Annotated in this window: 11 protein-coding genes; 8 read left to right on the top strand and 3 right to left on the bottom strand. The window is 74.2% G+C overall.

Annotated elements, in window-relative coordinates:
* Nucleotides 1-337: 337 nt before the first annotated feature.
* Together ppdK and ACGF0D_RS26240 are read left to right on the top strand one after the other, a co-directional pair.
* Nucleotides 338-3,046: a pyruvate, phosphate dikinase gene (gene ppdK, locus ACGF0D_RS26235; RefSeq protein WP_392869783.1), complete on the top strand. Its 2,709-nt coding sequence runs from the start codon at nucleotides 338-340 to the stop codon at nucleotides 3,044-3,046.
* Nucleotides 3,047-3,345: 299 nt separating this feature from the next.
* Entirely contained in the window at nucleotides 3,346-3,882 is a 537-nt protein-coding gene (locus ACGF0D_RS26240) for a ribonuclease (RefSeq protein ID WP_392869781.1), read from the top strand.
* Between the two features lie 56 nt (nucleotides 3,883-3,938).
* Here the strand turns inward: ACGF0D_RS26240 and ACGF0D_RS26245 are convergent, their stop codons facing one another.
* Nucleotides 3,939-4,934 carry a hypothetical protein gene (locus ACGF0D_RS26245; RefSeq protein WP_392869779.1) on the bottom strand — a complete coding sequence of 332 codons (996 nt, stop codon included), beginning with the start codon at nucleotides 4,932-4,934 and terminating at the stop codon, nucleotides 3,939-3,941.
* A 112-nt stretch (nucleotides 4,935-5,046) separates the two neighbouring features.
* Here ACGF0D_RS26245 and ACGF0D_RS26250 point away from each other — a divergent pair, with 112 nt between their 5' ends.
* Nucleotides 5,047-6,315 carry an ADP-ribosylglycohydrolase family protein gene (locus tag ACGF0D_RS26250; RefSeq protein ID WP_392869777.1) on the top strand — a complete coding sequence of 423 codons (1,269 nt, stop codon included), beginning with the start codon at nucleotides 5,047-5,049 and terminating at the stop codon, nucleotides 6,313-6,315.
* On the opposite strand, the gene ACGF0D_RS26255 is transcribed toward ACGF0D_RS26250, so the two are convergent.
* Entirely contained in the window at nucleotides 6,305-7,039 is a 735-nt protein-coding gene (locus ACGF0D_RS26255) for a GNAT family N-acetyltransferase (RefSeq protein ID WP_392869775.1), read from the bottom strand. The two genes, ACGF0D_RS26250 and ACGF0D_RS26255, sit on opposite strands and share 11 nt — an antisense overlap.
* Nucleotides 7,040-7,823: 784 nt before the next feature.
* On the opposite strand from ACGF0D_RS26255, the gene ACGF0D_RS26260 reads away from it, so the two are divergent.
* The 5 genes from ACGF0D_RS26260 to ACGF0D_RS26280 all read left to right on the top strand — a co-directional run bounded on the left by ACGF0D_RS26260 (nucleotide 7,824) and on the right by ACGF0D_RS26280 (nucleotide 14,927).
* Entirely contained in the window at nucleotides 7,824-8,768 is a 945-nt protein-coding gene (locus tag ACGF0D_RS26260) for a PAC2 family protein (protein WP_392869773.1), read from the top strand.
* Nucleotides 8,769-8,984: 216 nt separating this feature from the next.
* The gene (locus ACGF0D_RS26265; RefSeq protein ID WP_392920231.1) at nucleotides 8,985-9,992 is read left to right on the top strand and encodes an SGNH/GDSL hydrolase family protein; all 1,008 of its coding nucleotides are present in this window, start codon (nucleotides 8,985-8,987) and stop codon (nucleotides 9,990-9,992) included.
* A gap of 159 nt (nucleotides 9,993-10,151) precedes the next feature.
* Nucleotides 10,152-11,462, top strand: a complete 1,311-nt coding sequence (locus ACGF0D_RS26270; RefSeq protein ID WP_392869769.1) for a deoxyguanosinetriphosphate triphosphohydrolase — start codon at nucleotides 10,152-10,154, stop codon at nucleotides 11,460-11,462.
* Between the two features lie 230 nt (nucleotides 11,463-11,692).
* Nucleotides 11,693-13,600, top strand: a complete 1,908-nt coding sequence (dnaG, locus tag ACGF0D_RS26275; protein WP_392920234.1) for a DNA primase — start codon at nucleotides 11,693-11,695, stop codon at nucleotides 13,598-13,600.
* Nucleotides 13,601-13,748: 148 nt separating this feature from the next.
* Nucleotides 13,749-14,927 carry an RNA polymerase sigma factor gene (locus ACGF0D_RS26280; protein WP_392920237.1) on the top strand — a complete coding sequence of 393 codons (1,179 nt, stop codon included), beginning with the start codon at nucleotides 13,749-13,751 and terminating at the stop codon, nucleotides 14,925-14,927.
* On the opposite strand, the gene ACGF0D_RS26285 is transcribed toward ACGF0D_RS26280, so the two are convergent.
* Nucleotides 14,924-16,084, bottom strand: coding sequence for a DUF2690 domain-containing protein (locus tag ACGF0D_RS26285; RefSeq protein WP_392920240.1), 1,161 nt, complete (start codon nucleotides 16,082-16,084; stop codon nucleotides 14,924-14,926). The genes ACGF0D_RS26280 and ACGF0D_RS26285 overlap by 4 nt on opposite strands.
* Nucleotides 16,085-16,489: the final 405 nt, after the last annotated feature.

Consider the following 16,489-nt stretch of genomic DNA (forward strand, 5'->3'; position numbering starts at 1 on the left):
AGTGGACAGGTCGGCTGTGAATCGCTTCCCGAAGTCGGTCGGCCGGTGATCCGCCGATCCGGGTGCAGGAAATCAAGCCGGGGCAACGCGATGGCTCCGCGGTCGCTACGGTGCGTCCGGATCGTGCGATCTCGGAGCCTGCTTGTCTTCAAGAATTGAACACTGGCTCGCGTCAGGCGGACGATTTCACCAACAGAGGTGAACGCCTTTATGTGCATTCGATCTAGCGGGTTACCGCTCGGTACCAGCCTCGTGTGGCCTATTCAGGGCAGAGAAGTGCCTTCGAAATGGGTATGTTCTCCGGCGTCAGGGCAACCGCGTACGAGGAGACCGACCCGTGCCGTCCCAGCAGAAGTTTGTTTACTCCTTCACCGAAGGAAACAAGGACCTCAAGGATCTTCTTGGCGGCAAGGGCGCGAACCTGGCCGAGATGACCAACCTGGGCCTCCCCGTCCCTCCGGGGTTCACCATCACCACCGAGGCCTGCAAGGTCTTCCTGGAGACCGGCAGTGAGCCGTCCTCGCTGCACGAGGAGATCAGCGCCCACCTGGACGCCCTCGAGCAGGAGATGGGCAAGAAGCTCGGCCAGGCCGACAACCCCCTCCTCGTCTCGGTGCGCTCCGGTGCGAAGTTCTCCATGCCCGGCATGATGGACACCGTCCTCAACATCGGCCTCTCCGACGTCTCGGTGGCCGGCCTCGTCGCCCAGTCCGGCAACGAGCGCTTCGCCTGGGACTCCTACCGCCGCCTGGTCCAGATGTTCGGCAAGACCGTGCTGGGCGTCGACGGCGAGCTCTTCGAGGAGGCCCTGGACGAGGCCAAGCACGCCAAGGGCACCGTCAACGACCTCGACCTGGACGCCGCCGACCTCAAGGCGCTCGTCGAGGTGTTCAAGGGCATCGTCGAGCGCGAGACCGGCCGGGCCTTCCCGCAGGACCCGCGCGAGCAGATGGACCTCGCGATCCACGCCGTCTTCCACTCCTGGAACGGCGACCGCGCCCGGCTGTACCGCCGCCAGGAGCGCATCCCGAACGACCTGGGCACCGCGGTCAACGTCTGCACCATGGTCTTCGGCAACCTCGGCGAGGACTCCGGCACCGGCGTCGCCTTCACCCGCGACCCCTCCACCGGCACCCAGGGCGTCTACGGCGACTACCTGTCCAACGCCCAGGGCGAGGACGTCGTCGCCGGCATCCGCAACACCCTGCCGCTGGCCGAGCTGGAGAAGCTCGACAAGAAGTCGTACGACGAGCTGATGGCGATCATGCAGAAGCTCGAGAACCACTACCGCGACCTCTGCGACATCGAGTTCACCATCGAGCGCGGCAAGCTCTGGATGCTCCAGACCCGCGTCGGCAAGCGCACCGCCGCGGCCGCCTTCCGGATCGCCGTCCAGCTGGTCGACCAGGGCCTGATCGACCTGGACGAGGCCCTGATGCGGGTCACCGGCGGCCAGCTCTCGCAGCTGATGTTCCCCCGCTTCGCCCCCAACACCGAGTCGCAGCAGATCGCCTGGGGCCTGGCCGCCTCGCCGGGCGCCGCGATCGGCAGGGTCGTCTTCGACTCGTACACCGCCGTCAAGTGGTCCCGCTCCGGCGAGAAGGTCATCCTGGTCCGCCGCGAGACCAACCCGGACGACCTGGACGGCATGATCGCCGCCGAGGGCATCCTGACCTCGCGCGGCGGCAAGACCTCGCACGCGGCCGTGGTCGCCCGCGGCATGGGCAAGACCTGTGTCTGCGGCGCCGAGGAGCTGGAGGTCGACACCAAGGCCCGCCGCTTCACCACCGCCGACGGCCAGGTGATCCACGAGGGCGACGTCGTCTCGATCGACGGCGCCACCGGCAAGGTCTACCTCGGTGAGGTGCCCGTCCTGCCGTCCCCCGTGGTCGAGTACTTCGAGGGCACCCTGCACGCCGGCGCCGACGTCCAGGGCGGACTGGTCCAGGCCGTGCACCGGCTGATGTCGCACGCCGACGGCCGCCGCCGCCTGGCCGTGCGCGCCAACGCCGACAACGCCGAGGACGGCTCGCGCGCCCGCCGCTACGGCGCCCAGGGCATCGGCCTGTGCCGCACCGAGCACATGTTCCTCGGCGAGGAGCGCCGCAAGGAGGTCGAGCACCTGATCCTGGCGGACAACGACAAGGACCGCGAGCTCGCCCTCTCCACCCTGCTGCCGCTGCAGAAGGGCGACTTCCTGGAGCTCTTCCAGGCGATGGACGGCCTGCCGGTCACCGTCCGCCTGCTCGACCCGCCGCTGCACGAGTTCCTGCCGGACATCACCGAACTGTCGGTGCGCGTCGCCCTCGCCGAGGCCCGCAAGGACCCGAACGAGAACGACCTGCGCCTGCTCCAGGCGGTGCACAAGCTGCACGAGCAGAACCCGATGCTCGGCCTGCGCGGCGTCCGCCTCGGCCTGGTCATCCCCGGCCTGTTCGGCATGCAGGTCCGGGCCATCGCCGAGGCCGCCGCCGAGCGCAAGCTGGCCGGCGGGGACCCGCGTCCCGAGGTGATGATCCCGCTGGTCGGCACCGTCCAGGAGCTGGAGCTGGTCCGCGACGAGTGCGAGCGGGTGCTCGCCGAGGTCGCCCGGACCACCGGCGTCCACCTGGACATCAAGCTCGGCACCATGATCGAGCTGCCGCGCGCCGCGGTGACCGCCGGGCAGATCGCCGAGGCCGCCGAGTTCTTCTCCTTCGGCACCAACGACCTGACCCAGACGGTCTGGGGCTTCTCCCGGGACGACGTGGAGGCCTCGTTCTTCACCGCCTACCTGGAGAAGGGCATCTTCGGGGTCTCCCCGTTCGAGACCATCGACCGCGACGGCGTCGGCTCGCTGGTCAAGCACGCCGTCGAGGCCGGCCGGGCCACCCGCCCCGACCTCAAGCTCGGCGTCTGCGGCGAGCACGGCGGCGACCCGGACTCGGTCCACTTCTTCCACGAGGTGGGGCTGGACTACGTCTCCTGCTCCCCCTTCCGGATCCCGGTGGCGCGCCTGGAGGCCGGCCGCGCCGCCATCGAGTCGGCGGGCAGCGACTCGCGCTGAGGAGGGTAGGCATCCCCTCCGCACGCGCGGGTACGACTGACCGCTCCCCCTCCCGTCGGGAGGGTGTACACCGGAGCTCGGCGCAGGAGAACCGGCGTACGTGACACGGCCGGGCGGGAACGGACAACGGCGTCCGTTCCCGCCCGGCCGTACGTCTTCCCCGCTCGGCCGTACTTCCGCGCACGGGCCGGGGCGCGGACCGGCCCCGGGCACGGCACGGCCGACGCACCGGCCGGTGTGGCGGCGGCCACGTGTGTAGCTGTGCCGGCGCGGCCCGGCCGCCTGCCAAGCTGGAGCGCATGACCAACCGCAGAAACCCGCTCGTCGTCGTGGCTGTGCTGATCCTGGCGGTCCTGGCCGGGGTCGGGTACCTCCTCACCGACAAGGGGAGCGGCCACCCCAAGGCCGCCGCGAACTCCACCGCGGCCGCCACCGCCGGTCCTTCGACGTCCGGGTCCTCGGCGCCCAAGCCCTCGGCCCCCAAGCCGACCCCGCCCCCCGGGGGCGCCGCGGCCCCCGCCCCGGCCGGCACCTGGGTGCCCACCGACTCGGCCCTGGCCGACGTCTGCCGCAGCAAGCTCCCCAGCCAGGCCGTGGACACCCTCACCCTGATCGCCAAGGGCGGGCCCTACCCGTACAACCGGGACGGCATCGTCTTCGAGAACCGGGAGAGCCGCCTCCCCAAGAAGGCCGGCGGCTACTACCACGAGTACACCGTGGTCACCCCGGGTTCCGACGACCGCGGCACCCGCCGCGTGGTGACCGGCGACGCCGGCGAGCAGTACTGGTCCGCCGACCACTACGCCACCTTCCTGGAGATCGACTCCCGCTGCTGAGCACGGCCGCGTAGGGCCCCACCGCGCCCGCCGCCGCTCACCGCGCCCGCCGCCGCTCACCGCGCCCGCCGCCAGGTGATCCGGGGGTGCGGCGGGTGCGGGCCGGTGGTGACCAGGGCGGTCAGCTCGTGGAGCACCGGGGACGGGTCGCGGCGGAGCTGGGCCGGGGTGGTGCGGACCACAGGGAGACCGGCCGCGGCGAGGCGGTTGGCGCGGGCCAGGCCCCGTTCGTGCTCGGCCGGGCGCAGGTGCCAGGCGCGGGAGTCGATCTCCAGGGCCACGCAGGCGTGCGGCCAGTAGGCGTCCGGGACGGCGAGGAAGCGGCCGTCCAGGAACAGCACCGGGTTCCACAACGGCTCCGGGAGACCCGCGTGCGCCAGCACCTCGCGGGCCTCGCCCTCCACCACCGACCGCACCCCGACCGTCAGGTCCTCCACCACCTGGGCCACCTGGGGCAGCCCGAGCGCGCCCGGGCGGGACAGCAACTGGTCGAGCAGTTCGCCGAGTTCGCAGTGCCGGCGCTGGACCGCCTCCGCGCACAGCGCCCGGAACCGGCGCTGCCCGGTCTCCTTCGGCGCGAGGTCCGCCAGCGCCCGGGCGACCGTGGTGCTCCACAGCCCGTCGTTCCGCTCGAAGCCGCCCGGCATGGCCCCGGAGGCCCGGTGGATCCGGACGAACTCCCTGTCCCCGACCCGCCGTTGAGTCGGGATCAGGATGTCGACGGAGTTCAGGTCGGCCGGGTGCCCGGCGCTCGGCAGCCCGGCCTCGGCCAGCACCGCGAAGCCGGTCAGCAGCACCTCGCCGGTCCGCGGCTCGCGCCCCTTCGGCGTCGCGTATGCCAGTGCCGCCCGCATCTTCTGATGGAACGTCAGTCGTCCGCTCTGGAGGCAGATCACCCGGGGCAGCACCTGTTGCCAGGGCCCGCCCGGCCGCAGCCGGTGGGCGATGGTGCCGGAGGGCACCCCGAGCCGGCGCAGCTGTGCCCGGGTGGCGATGTGCTGCTGGTCGGCGCCCAGTAGGGCGACCGGGTCGATGGGGTGTGCGCGGGTCATGTCCCGGTGCCTGCCCGCCCGGATCGGAGGTATGCGAAACATCCCCCGTCGGTGGGGGTGGCGGTCACGGGTGTTGACGGACCGGCAGCTCAGCCGCTGAGCTGGAGTCCATATGACCATTCCATCCACGCACGCCGGCCCCGCGCTGGACGCGCTCCTCGGCCTCGCCGTCGGCGACGCCCTCGGCGCCCAGTTCTTCGTCCCGGAGACCGCCCGGGCCCACCTCGCCGACCGCACCGAACCCCCCGGCCCCTGGCCCTGGACCGACGACACCGAGATGGCCTGCTCGGTCCACGCCGCCCACACCGAGCGCGGCGCGATCGACACCTTCGACCTCACCCACGCCTTCGCCCTGCGCCACGACTTCGACCGCGGCTACGGCCCTGCCGCCAACCGCCTGCTGCGGCTGATCCGCGAGGGCGGCGACGCCGAACGGCTGGCCGCCGCACTCTTCGACGGCCAGGGCTCCTACGGCAACGGCGCCGCGATGCGGGTCGCCCCGCTCGGCGCCGCGTACGCCGAGGACCCGAAGGCCGTGGTGGGCCCCGCCGCCCGCACCGCCCTGATCACCCACACCCACCCGCAGGCCGTGGACGGCGCGATCGCGGTCGCGGTGGCGGCCGCGTACGCCGCGCGGACCCGCACCCGGCCGATGACGCCGGACCGCTTCCTGGAGGCGGTGGCCGCCCTCACCCCGAACGGCGCTGTCAAGGACGGCCTCCGGGAGGCCCGCGGACTGCTCGCCGGGGCGGACTTCCGGCTCGCCGCACGGATGCTCGGCAACGGCAGCCGCACGTCCGCGGCCGACACCGTCCCGTACGCGCTGTGGTGCGCGGCCCGGAACCCGGCCGACTACCGCGCCGCCGTCCGGGACGCGATCGCGGCTGGCGGCGACATGGACACCGTCGCCGCGATCACCGGCGGGGTGGTCGCCGCGCACACCGGCACCGCGGGCATCCCGCGCGGCTGGCTGGACGCCTGCGAACCGCTGCCGGACTGGGCGTTCCCCGAGCCGGGCAGCGTCCGGGCGGCCGGTGAACCGCACCTGACGCCGATCAGCCTTCCCCGCCCGCACCCGGTGCCCGACCTGCTCTGGTCGGACGCCGACTGGGAGCGGATCAGGCGCGGCCTGCGGGCCCGGGACGCGGACGAGCGCTGGGTCGCGTTCACCTCCGAGGGCGTCCTGCACCTGCACCGCAGCGTGGGCGGCGCGGAGATCTACCGGGTCCGGGTGGCCCGGGTGCGGGGCGGCTGGCGGCCGACCGAGGTGCTGGTGGAGGCCGACCCCGGCCGCCACCGCGGCTGGGACGACCACACCGTCCTGCCGGTCGTCCTGGGCCTGGCGCGGTCCGGCTACGGGCTGCCCGGCCTCAGGCCGTGATCATCAGCTGCCCGGTGCCGCTGCCGCCCTGTCTAAGGCACTCCTGGTTGATCGCCGGATCCGGGGCGCTCGGCGAGGTGGCGGCGGCGATCCGCAGCTCGATGATGTCCCGCACGGCCGGCCACTCGTCGTCGAGGATCGAGTAGAACGCGGTGGAGCGCACCACGCCGTCCAGCCCGCGCGAGTGCGCCCGGCGGACGCCCTCGGAGGTCGCGCCGAGCCGCTCGATGGCGGTGCGCGAGCGCAGGTTGCGGGCGTCCGCGCGCAGCGAGATCCGCTGCACGCCCCAGGTCTCGAAGGCGTGGCGCAGCATCAGCAGCTTGGCCTCGGTGTTGATGCCGGTGCCCTGGGCGCGCGGCGAGAGCCAGGTGTTGCCGATCTCGGCCGCGTCCGGGACGGCCGTGTCCGGGTCTCCGAACGGGACCCCGGGCGTGGGCGGCCACACCAGCGGGCCCCGCCAGTAGTCGAGTTCCAGGAACCGGGTGGAGCCGACGACCCGGCCGTCGGCGACGCTCACCGTCGCGAACGGCAGCGACCGGCCCGCGGCCTGGTCGGCGAGCGCCCGCGCGACGTAGTCGCGGGCGGCTTCCAGACCGTGCGGGACGGGGGTGAAGGCGTAGGTCGTACGGTCCTCGGCGCCGGCCTCGGCGATGGCCTCGGCATGGTGCGCGGCAAGGGGCTCCAGCCGCACGGTGCGGCCGGTGAGGATGACAGGTACGGGCACGGAACCTTGGTCCTTCATCGGTCGGAGGGTGCCTCCCGTACCGGGGTGCGGCGCGGGGTGCTCTGGGCTGGGTACGCCTGGGCCCGGGTCCGCCGGCCGGGTGCCCGCGCACGCCGGAGGTCCGGTCGAACGGGGTGGGGGCGGCGGCCCGGAACGGGCGGCGCGGGTGCCGGAACGGGCACGGGTCCTCGGACCGGTCCGGCGGGAAGAGCGAGGGGACAGTGTGCGTCCGCGAAATGGCCGAGAAGGGTACGAGAGCGCGAAGGGAAGCAGGCGGCCAGGTGAAGGCAAGATGCGTCGTGGGTGGCTGGCCGAGCACCGGACCGGGACGTGGCCGACGGCGTTACGGACGACGTGACGACGACGCGACGATGCGAGGCAGCGAGAGGACGATACCCGCCAGAAGGCGGTGCGTCACTTCGCGGCACGCGAATGGCCGCGCGGGCCGTTTCCGGACCCCGCGGACGGGCCCGTTCCGGGGGCGTGACCAGGGGCTCTTCCCCCGGGTGCGATCATGGTCCGGAACGGTCGCCGGAGGCGTTCGGACGAGCCCTCCGAAGGGCCGTCGGACGGGCTCCGGAGCGGTCCTGCGGCCGGATCGTCCACCGGCCCTGGCCAGGAACCGGGGCGGGGCCGGGCCGGGTCCCGGACCGGGCGGAAACAGGACGGACCGGGGGCGGAACCGGTCCGGTGGCCGGGGACGGGAATTCCGGCGGCGCCCGGCACGCTGAAAAGACGAGAAGCCGGTCGACCGGGACGAGCAGAGAACGGGGTTGGGTGCGCGGTGCGGGACTTCCAGGCGCTGTACGAGCTGGACCAGCAGGGCGTGGCCGCCGTCGCCGCGGCCAACGAGCAGTTGCGCGACACCGGTGCCGGTCTCGTGCTGCTCCAGCACTTCGAGGGCTTCATGGACGCCGGGGAGGCCGGCGGCCAGGTGGTGGCCCACCTGCTGGAGACGGGCTCGCCGCTGGTGGTGGCCCGCTTCGACCACGACCGTCTGGTGGACTACCGGGCCCGGCGCCCCGCGATGGTCTTCGACCAGGACAGCTGGACGTCCTACGACCCGCCGGAGATCCTGCTCCAGCTCGTCCACGACGCCGCCGGCGCGCCGTTCCTGCTGCTCACCGGCCCCGAGCCGGACGTCGAGTGGGAGCGCTTCGCGCGCGCCGTCCGCGAGCTGGTGGAGCGGTTCGAGGTCCGGCTCTCGATCGACTTCCACGGCATCCCGATGGGCGTGCCGCACACCCGCCCGGTCGGCATGACGCCGCACGGCAACCGGCTGGACCTCGCCCCGGGCTACCCGCAGTGGTTCGAGCAGGCACAGGTCCCGGGCAGCGCCCAGGCGCTGGTGGAGTACCGGCTGGCCGAGGCCGGGCACGACGTCCTCGGCTTCGCCGTGCACGTCCCGCACTACGTGGCCCGCTCCGCCTACCCGGCGGCGGCCGTGCAGATCCTGGAGGCGGCGCAGTCCGCCACCGGTCTGGTGCTGCCCGGCACCCAGCTGCGCGAGCGGGTCGCCGAGGTCTACGCCGACATCGAGGAGCAGCTGTCCCAGGGCGACAGCGAGCTGCGCTCGGCGATCCGCGGCATGGAGGGCCAGTACGACGCGGTGGCGGGCGCGGAGGGCCGGGAGAGCCTGCTGGCCGAGCCGGTGGACCTGCCCTCGGCGGACGAACTGGGGCGGCGCTTCGAACAGTTCCTGGCCGAGCACGAGCGCGGCGCGGAGTAGCGCGGCAGCCGTACCGGCCCCCGCGCGGCCACGACCGCGCGGGGGGCCGGAGCAGGACGGGCCCGGGGGGTCGGGTTCCGGCCGGTTCGGGCCCGCCGGGAGACGAATCGCCCGGGGCGGGAGTCATCGGCCGGGATCGTTCGTTGGCCCCTGGTGTGCCCGGGGGACGGGCCGCCGTGAGGAGCCGACCGTGACCCGCATCCCCGGGGGGAGACCATGCCGAGGACCGCACGCCCGACCATCGCCCTGACCGTCGGACTGACCGCAGCGCTGCTGGCCGGCTGCACCGACGACGCCGGCTCGGACAGCCGGAACAACGGCGCCGCGGGCGCGACGCCCGCCCGCGCGCAGGCCGGCGCGCCCTCGTCGCCGACCGCCGCCCCGCCGCCCACCGGCCCGTACGTCGCGCTCGGCGACTCGTACACCGCCGGGATGAAGATCCCGCCGCAGGTCGGCGAGCCGGGCGGCTGCTCCCGCTCCGGGGCCAACTACCCGTCCCTGGTGGCGAAGGCGCTCTCGCTCGGCGCCGGGCAGTTCAGGGACGTCAGCTGCAGCGGCGCCCGCACCGGGGACCTGACCGGCCCGCAGAAGGTCGCCGACGGCACCAACCCGGCCCAGCTGGACGCGCTGACCGCGGACACCCGGCTGGTCACCCTGGGGATCGGCGGCAACGACGCGGGCTTCATGGAGGTCGTGACGGAGTGCGCCAAGGACAACCTGGTGGACATCCTCAAGGGCGTGATCACCGACAGCGCGGAGCGGATCAGCGACTCGCCCTGCCGGGACCACTACGCGGCCGGCAACGGCACCGACGAGGTCCAGCGCAAGGTGGACGCGGCCGGTGACCGGCTCGGCCAGGTGCTCCAGGACGTCAGGAAGCGCTCACCGAAGGCCAAGGTCTACGTGATCGGGTACCCGGGACTGTTCCCGGCCGACCCGGCGAGCTGCCTGCCGGTGCTCGGCAACGCCGTGCCCGCCGCCGACCTCGGCTTCCTGGTGGAGAAGCAGCAGCAGCTCAACGGCATGCTCAGGAAGCGCGCCGAGGCGGCCGGCGCGGTCTTCGTGGACCTCGCCGGGCCCTCGTCCGGGCACGACATGTGCGCGGGGGAGGACCAGCGCTGGGTGGAGCCGCCGCTCCCGGCCCGGGGGCTGGCGCCGATCCACCCCAACGCCAAGGGCCAGGAGGCGGTGTCCGGGGTCGTCCTGAAGGCGATCAGGGGCTGAGGACGCCGACGGCTGCCGCGGCCCCGGCACGACCGGGGCCGCGGCGAGGGCCCGCAGTGCCCGTAAGGGGTGCGTCGGCGAGGGTTCACGCTCCCGTCCGCGCTCCTTCGTGCGCGGCACACCCGGCGTGTCGGGGGCCGGGCGTACCGTGAGAGCCATATGGACGACACCACGCACCGCCTCGCCGCCCCGATCCCGTACGACCGCTCCGCCGAGGCCCGCTGGGTCCCCGAACCCGACAAGCGCCCGGGCCGCACGGCCTTCCAGCGCGACCGCGCCCGGGTGTTGCACTCGGCCGCGCTGCGCCGGCTGGCCGGCACCACCCAGGTGGTCGCCCCGATGCAGAGCGACTTCCCGCGCACCCGGCTCACCCACTCCCTCGAATGCGCCCAGGTCGGGCGGGAGTTGGGTGCCGCCCTGGGCTGCGACCCGGACCTCGTGGAGGCGGCCTGCCTGGCCCACGACATCGGCCACCCGCCGTTCGGCCACACCGGCGAGGAGGCCCTCGACCAGGCCGCCGAGGCCTGCGGCGGCTTCGAGGGCAACGCCCAGTCGCTGCGCATCCTGACCAGGCTCGAACCCAAGCGCTTCGCGCCCCGGGAGGAGCAGCCCGCCGCCCGGCTCGCCCCCTGGCCGGGCCGCAGCGTCGGCCTCAACCTGACCCGGGCCGCCCTCGACGCCGCCACCAAGTACCCGTGGACCAAGGGCGCCCACCCCACCGACCCGGCCTCGCCCAAGTACGGCGTCTACGCCGACGACCTGCCGGTCTTCCGCTGGCTGCGGGCCGGCGCCCCGGTCGGCCGCAAGTGCTTCGAGGCCACCGTGATGGACTGGTCCGACGACGTGGCCTACTCCACCCACGACGTCGAGGACGGCCTCCAGGCCGGCCACATCGACCCGGCCGCCCTGCGCGCCCCGAGCGAGCGCGCCGAGCTCTTCAAGGTCGCCGAGCGCTACGCCGGGGACGCCGAGCCGGAGGAGCTGACCGCCGCCCTGGACCGGCTGCTCGCCCAGGAGTGGTGGCCCAGCTCCTACGACGGCACCGCCCGCGCCCGGGCCGGGCTCAAGGACCTCACCAGCCAGCTGATCGGCCGCTTCTGCCTGGCCGCCGAGCAGGCCACCCGCGCCCGCTACGGCCCCGGCCGGCTCACCCGCCACGGCGCCGAGCTGGTGGTGCCGAGGGACGTCCGGCTGGAGTGCGCGGTGCTCAAGGCGGTGGCCGTCCGCTACGTGATGCAGCGCGACGAGCAGGCCCAGCTGCGGGCCCGCCAGCGGATCGTGATCGCCGAGCTGGCGTACGTCCTCACCCAGCGCGCCCCCGAGGGGCTGGACCCGGTGTTCGCCGCCATGTACCGCGAGGCCGAGGACGACCGCGCCGCCCTGCGCACGGTCATCGACCAGATCGCCACCCTGACCGACGCCTCGGCCCTGGCCCTGCACGCCAGGCTCGTCGGCGCCGCCTGGGCGTAGCCGCCCCGCCCCGGCCGGCGCAGCCGGGAGGCGCCCCCGGCCCCACCGGGCCGTGCCCCGGCGCCCCCGGCCCAACCGGGCCGTTCCCCCCGGCGCAGCCGGAAAACCCGGCCGCCCCAGTGGACCCGCTCGCCCTCTCTCCTCCCTCCCCCCGCCGGGAGGCGCCCCGGCCCCACCGGGCCGTCCCCCGGCGCAGCCGGAAAGCCCGGCCGCCCCAGTAGACTTCCGGGGTGGCCGGGCGGATCAGGGACGAAGACGTACAGACGGTGCGCAGCGCACTGCCGATCGACGCGGTGGTCGGCGACTACGTACAGCTGACCAACGGTGGCGGCGGCGAGTACAAGGGCGTCTGCCCCTTCCACGACGAGAAGTCCGCCTCCTTCTACGTGAACCCCGCCAAGGGCGTCTTCCACTGCTTCGGCTGCCAGGAGAACGGCGACACCATCGCCTTCCTGATGAAGATCGAGCACTTCACCTTCGCCGAGGCCGTCGAGCGGATGGCCGCCCAGGCCGGCATCACCCTGCGCTACGAGGAGGGCGGCTACAGCCCGCGCCACCAGCAGGGCGAGCGGACCCGGCTGGTCGAGGCGCACAAGGTGGCCGCCGCCTACTACCGGGAGCAGCTGGCCTCGCCGGAGGCGGAGATCGGCCGCCGCTTCCTGGCCGAGCGGGGCTTCGACGAGGAGGCCGCGACGGTCTTCGGCGTCGGCTACGCCCCCGCGGGGTGGGAGCACCTGGTCCGCTACCTGCGCGGCAAGGGCTTCACCGACAAGGAGATCCTGCTGGGCGGCCTCGCCTCGCAGGGCCAGCGCGGCGGCCTGATCGACCGCTTCCGGGGCCGGCTGGTCTGGCCGATCCGGGACATCGCGGGCGAGGTGGTCGGCTTCGGCGCCCGCCGCCTGCGCGAGGACGACAACGGTCCCAAGTACCTCAACACCCCCGAGACGCCGATCTACAAGAAGTCCCACGTGCTGTACGGCATCGACCTGGCGAAGAAGGAGATCGCCAAGTCGGGCCGCGCGGTGGTGGTCGAGGGCTACACCGACGTGATGGCCTGCCATCTGGCCGGGGTCACCTCGGCGGTGGCCACCTGCGGTACCGCCTTCGCCGAGGACCACATCAAGATCATCCGCCGGCTGCTGATGGACACCTCGCAGTACCGGGGCGAGACCGTCTTCACCTTCGACGGCGACGCGGCCGGCCAGAAGGCCGCCCTGCGTGCCTTCGAGGACGACCAGAAGTTCGCCGCCAAGACCTCCATCGCGGTCAGCCCGGGCGGCATGGACCCGTGCGAGCTGCGCCTGGCCCAAGGCGACGAGGCGGTCAAGCACCTGATCGACAACCCGGTCCCGCTGTTCGAGTTCGCGCTGACCTCGGTGGTGGCCCGGCATCGGGTGGACACCCCGGAGGGGCGTTCGGCGGCGCTGGAGGAGGCGGCCCCGATCGTCGCCAAGATCAAGGACCGCTCGATCCAGCACGAGTACGCCGTCCGGCTGGCCGGCATGCTCGGCATCCTGGACGAGCAGTTCGTCGTCCGCCGGATCTCCCAGCTGGCCCGCTGGGACCGCGAGCGCCAGCAGAACCCGCGCGGCGCGGCCGCCCAGCGCCGCCCCGAGCCGGTCCAGCCGCAGCGCCCCGCGCAGCCCGTCTTCCGGCTCAACCCGCGCGACCCGGCCCAGTTCGTCGAGCGGGAACTGCTCAAGCTGGCGCTCCAGCACCCGGACCTGGTCAGCCCGGCCTTCGACCACTACGGCGACGACGAGTTCCCGACCCCGCCGTACACCGCCGTCCGGCAGGCCGTCGCCAAGGCCGGCGGCGCCGCGTACGGGGCGACCCTGCCCGACTTCACCAGCGCGGTGCGCGAGGCGTCCCCGGACGACCGGGTGCGCTCGCTGGTCACCGAGCTGACGGTCGAGCCGGTGCGCTCGCGCCGCAAGGCGGACGCGATCTACGCGGGGGAGTTCCTGGTCAAGCTGCGCCTGCTGGCGGTGGACCGGCGGATCACCGAGGTCCGCGGCTACCTCCAGCGGCTCGGCCCCCGGGCCGAGGCCGAGCAGCTGCACGCGGTGCAGACCGAGCTGTGGCAGCTCCAGCAGTACGGGCAGCAGCTGCGCAGCCGGGGTGCGGCGGCGCTGTAGCGCCTTCCGCGGACCACCACGGGACCCGCACGCAGAAAGTCGGCGCACGAGTCTCGGCCACGGAGTGTGGCGTACCGCACACTGGAGGGCGTCCCACCTCCGTACAGCGCGGGTCCGCCAGAGTCGCGCCCGCCCCGAGGGGATGCCCGTGGAGCAAGGCGTCGTCGCAGCGACCACCACCAGTACGAGAGCGAACCAGGCCGGGCGGCAGGGGGCCGGGGAGCAGGAGACCCACCACAGCCGGGCCGGGGCGGCACCCCCGGACGGTGCCCGGGTCCCCGCCCAGGGCCTGCCGGAAGGCCACCCGGACGGCCCGGACCCCGGGCCGGGGTCCGAACCCGGGGCCGAGCCGGGCTTCGACGCGCGGGCCGGGGCCGAGGACCGGGACGAGCGCCGCGGGCCCGTCGACGACACCGGGCCGGCCGCCGACCTGCTGCGCCAGTACCTGCGCGAGATCGGCCGGATCCGGCTGCTCACCGCCGAGGAGGAGGTCGAGCTGGCCCGCCGGGTGGAGGCCGGCGTCTTCGCCGAGGAGCGGCTGGACGGCGACCCGCCGCCGCCCGACCCGCTGGCCGGCGAGCTGGACGCCCTGGTGGTGCGGGGCCGGATCGCCAAGCGCCGGCTGATCGAGGCGAACCTGCGGCTGGTGGTCTCCGTCGCCAAGCGCTACGTCGGCCGCGGGCTGACCCTGCTGGACCTCGTCCAGGAGGGCAACCTGGGCCTGATCCGGGCGGTCGAGAAGTTCGACTACACCCGCGGTTTCAAGTTCTCCACGTACGCGACCTGGTGGATCCGGCAGGCGATGAGCCGGGCGCTGGCCGACCAGGCCCGGACGATCCGGGTGCCGGTGCACGTGGTCGAGCTGATCAACCGGGTGGTCCGGGCGAAGCGCGCCCTGCTCCAGGAGCGCGGCCTGGAACCGACGGCGGCCGAGATCGCCGCCACCCTGGAGCTGACCGAGGAGCGGGTGCGCGAGCTGCTCCGGCTGGCCCAGGAGCCGATCTCGCTGCACACCCCGGTCGGCGAGGAGGACGACGTCGCGTTCGGGGACCTGATCGAGGACGCCGACGCCGCCTCGCCCGCCGAGTCCGCGACCTTCCTGCTGCTGCGCCAGCACCTGGAGGCCGTCCTGGCCACCCTGGGGGAGCGGGAGCGCCAGGTCGTCCAGCTCCGCTACGGGCTGGACGACGGCCGCCCGCGCACGCTGGAGGAGATCGGCGCGGTGTTCGGCGTGACGCGGGAGCGGATCCGCCAGATCGAGTCGAAGACCCTGGTCAAGCTCCGCGACCACGCCTACGCCGAGCAGCTGCGCGGCTACCTCGACTAGGAGGCGGGCTGGGACGGGCCCGCCGACTGGGACGGGCCCGCCGGCTCGGCGGGAGTCACCGGTTCGATGGGCGCCGCCGGTTCAGTGGGCGCCGGGGCGGCCGGCGTGGCCGGGGCCGGGGTCGTGGGGGCTCCCGCGCCGGCGCCCGGCGGGGGAGAGGCCGCTCCGATCGGGATCGGGGTGGAGGCCACCACCGCGGCCAGGTCGGCGACCACCGCGGTGCAGTCGTGCCCGGCCGGCTGGTACCCGCAGACCTGGAAGGTGACGGCCGGGTCCGCCGCGTTCAGCATCGGCGAGTAGTTGTCGTAGCCCCAGTGGATGAGCGCCGTCTCGCTGTCGCCGTTGCCGTCGGTGATCGTGGCGTAGTCCTTCGGCTGGCCCTCGGTGATGGCCGCCCAGGCGGCCCGGCATGTCTGGCTGTACCGGAGGTAGACGACCACCTTGCCGATCACCTGGGTCTGCAGGGTCCGGGCGTCCTTGCCGCAGCCGGTGGTCTTCGGGTCCTTGTGGGCGCAGCCGACGCCCTGGCAGGCCGGATCGCTCTTGGCGGTGGCAGCGGCGGCGGTGGGCGACACGGCCGGCTCGGCGGCCGCCGAGGCCTGCTCGTCGTGCCGGTTGAACCGCAGGCCCACCAGCACCAGCAGCAGCGCCAGCACGGCCGCGCCGGCGAGCAGCGCCGCCGGGCGCCGCCACCAGGCGAGGGGGGCGGGTCCCGGCTCCTGCCCGGACACCGCTGCCTCGTCGGCGGGTTCCTCCGCGGGGGCTTCCCCGGCGCCCGGGGGCTCCTCGGCGACGGCCGGCCGCTCCAGGCCGCCGCCCTCGCTCCCGCCTTCGGCCCTGCCCGCGTCCGCGTCCGCGTCCGCGCCCGTGGCCACTGCCGGGGCCACCGTCGACGGCTCCGCCACCGCACGGCGCCACAGCGCCCGCAGCGCGGCCCCGTCGCAGTCGACCGTCCCGACCAGCGCCTCCAGCGCCTGCTCGGTGACGATCCGTTTGCCGTTGAGCCAGCGCTCCCAGGAGGCCCGGCTGTAGTGCGTTCGGGTGGCCAGCTCGGACAGCGAAAGCCCGGCGGCGTCCTTGATCGTCCGGAGCTCCTCCGCCAGGCGTCGGGCGGGCTCGGTCAGCTCCTCGGGCAGCTGCTTCCAGGCGGAACCCACTGCGGCGCTCCAAACTCGAGAAACGGGGGGCGGGGAACGGGTGAGCGACGGGGTCCGGGCCCGGGCCGTCCGGCGTCCGCGCTTCTCAAACCTGACCGTCCTGCCGTCCCAAACCCCAGGTCACGGCGCTGAGACGGACGGAAGTGTCTCACAACCCCCGGAGGCGCTCGAACATTCACGTGATCGTCGTGCAGAGTTCTCTGGCCGATGCGGTTCGCCCGTCGGCGAACGGTTCGGACACCGATCGACGACACGTCGTCGGTCCGCATCCGGTCCCGGTCCCCCACCGGGCCGGGGGCGCCCCGGGGGGGGGGGGGCCCCCCGCCCCCCCCGGGGCGGCCGGGGGGGGGGGGGGGCGAGGGCCCCCCCCCCCCGGAACACAACCCCGGGCGGGGGGCCCGGGTG

The organism is Kitasatospora sp. NPDC048298 (assembly GCF_043201465.1).
Taxonomy (GTDB): Bacteria; Actinomycetota; Actinomycetes; order Streptomycetales; family Streptomycetaceae; genus Kitasatospora.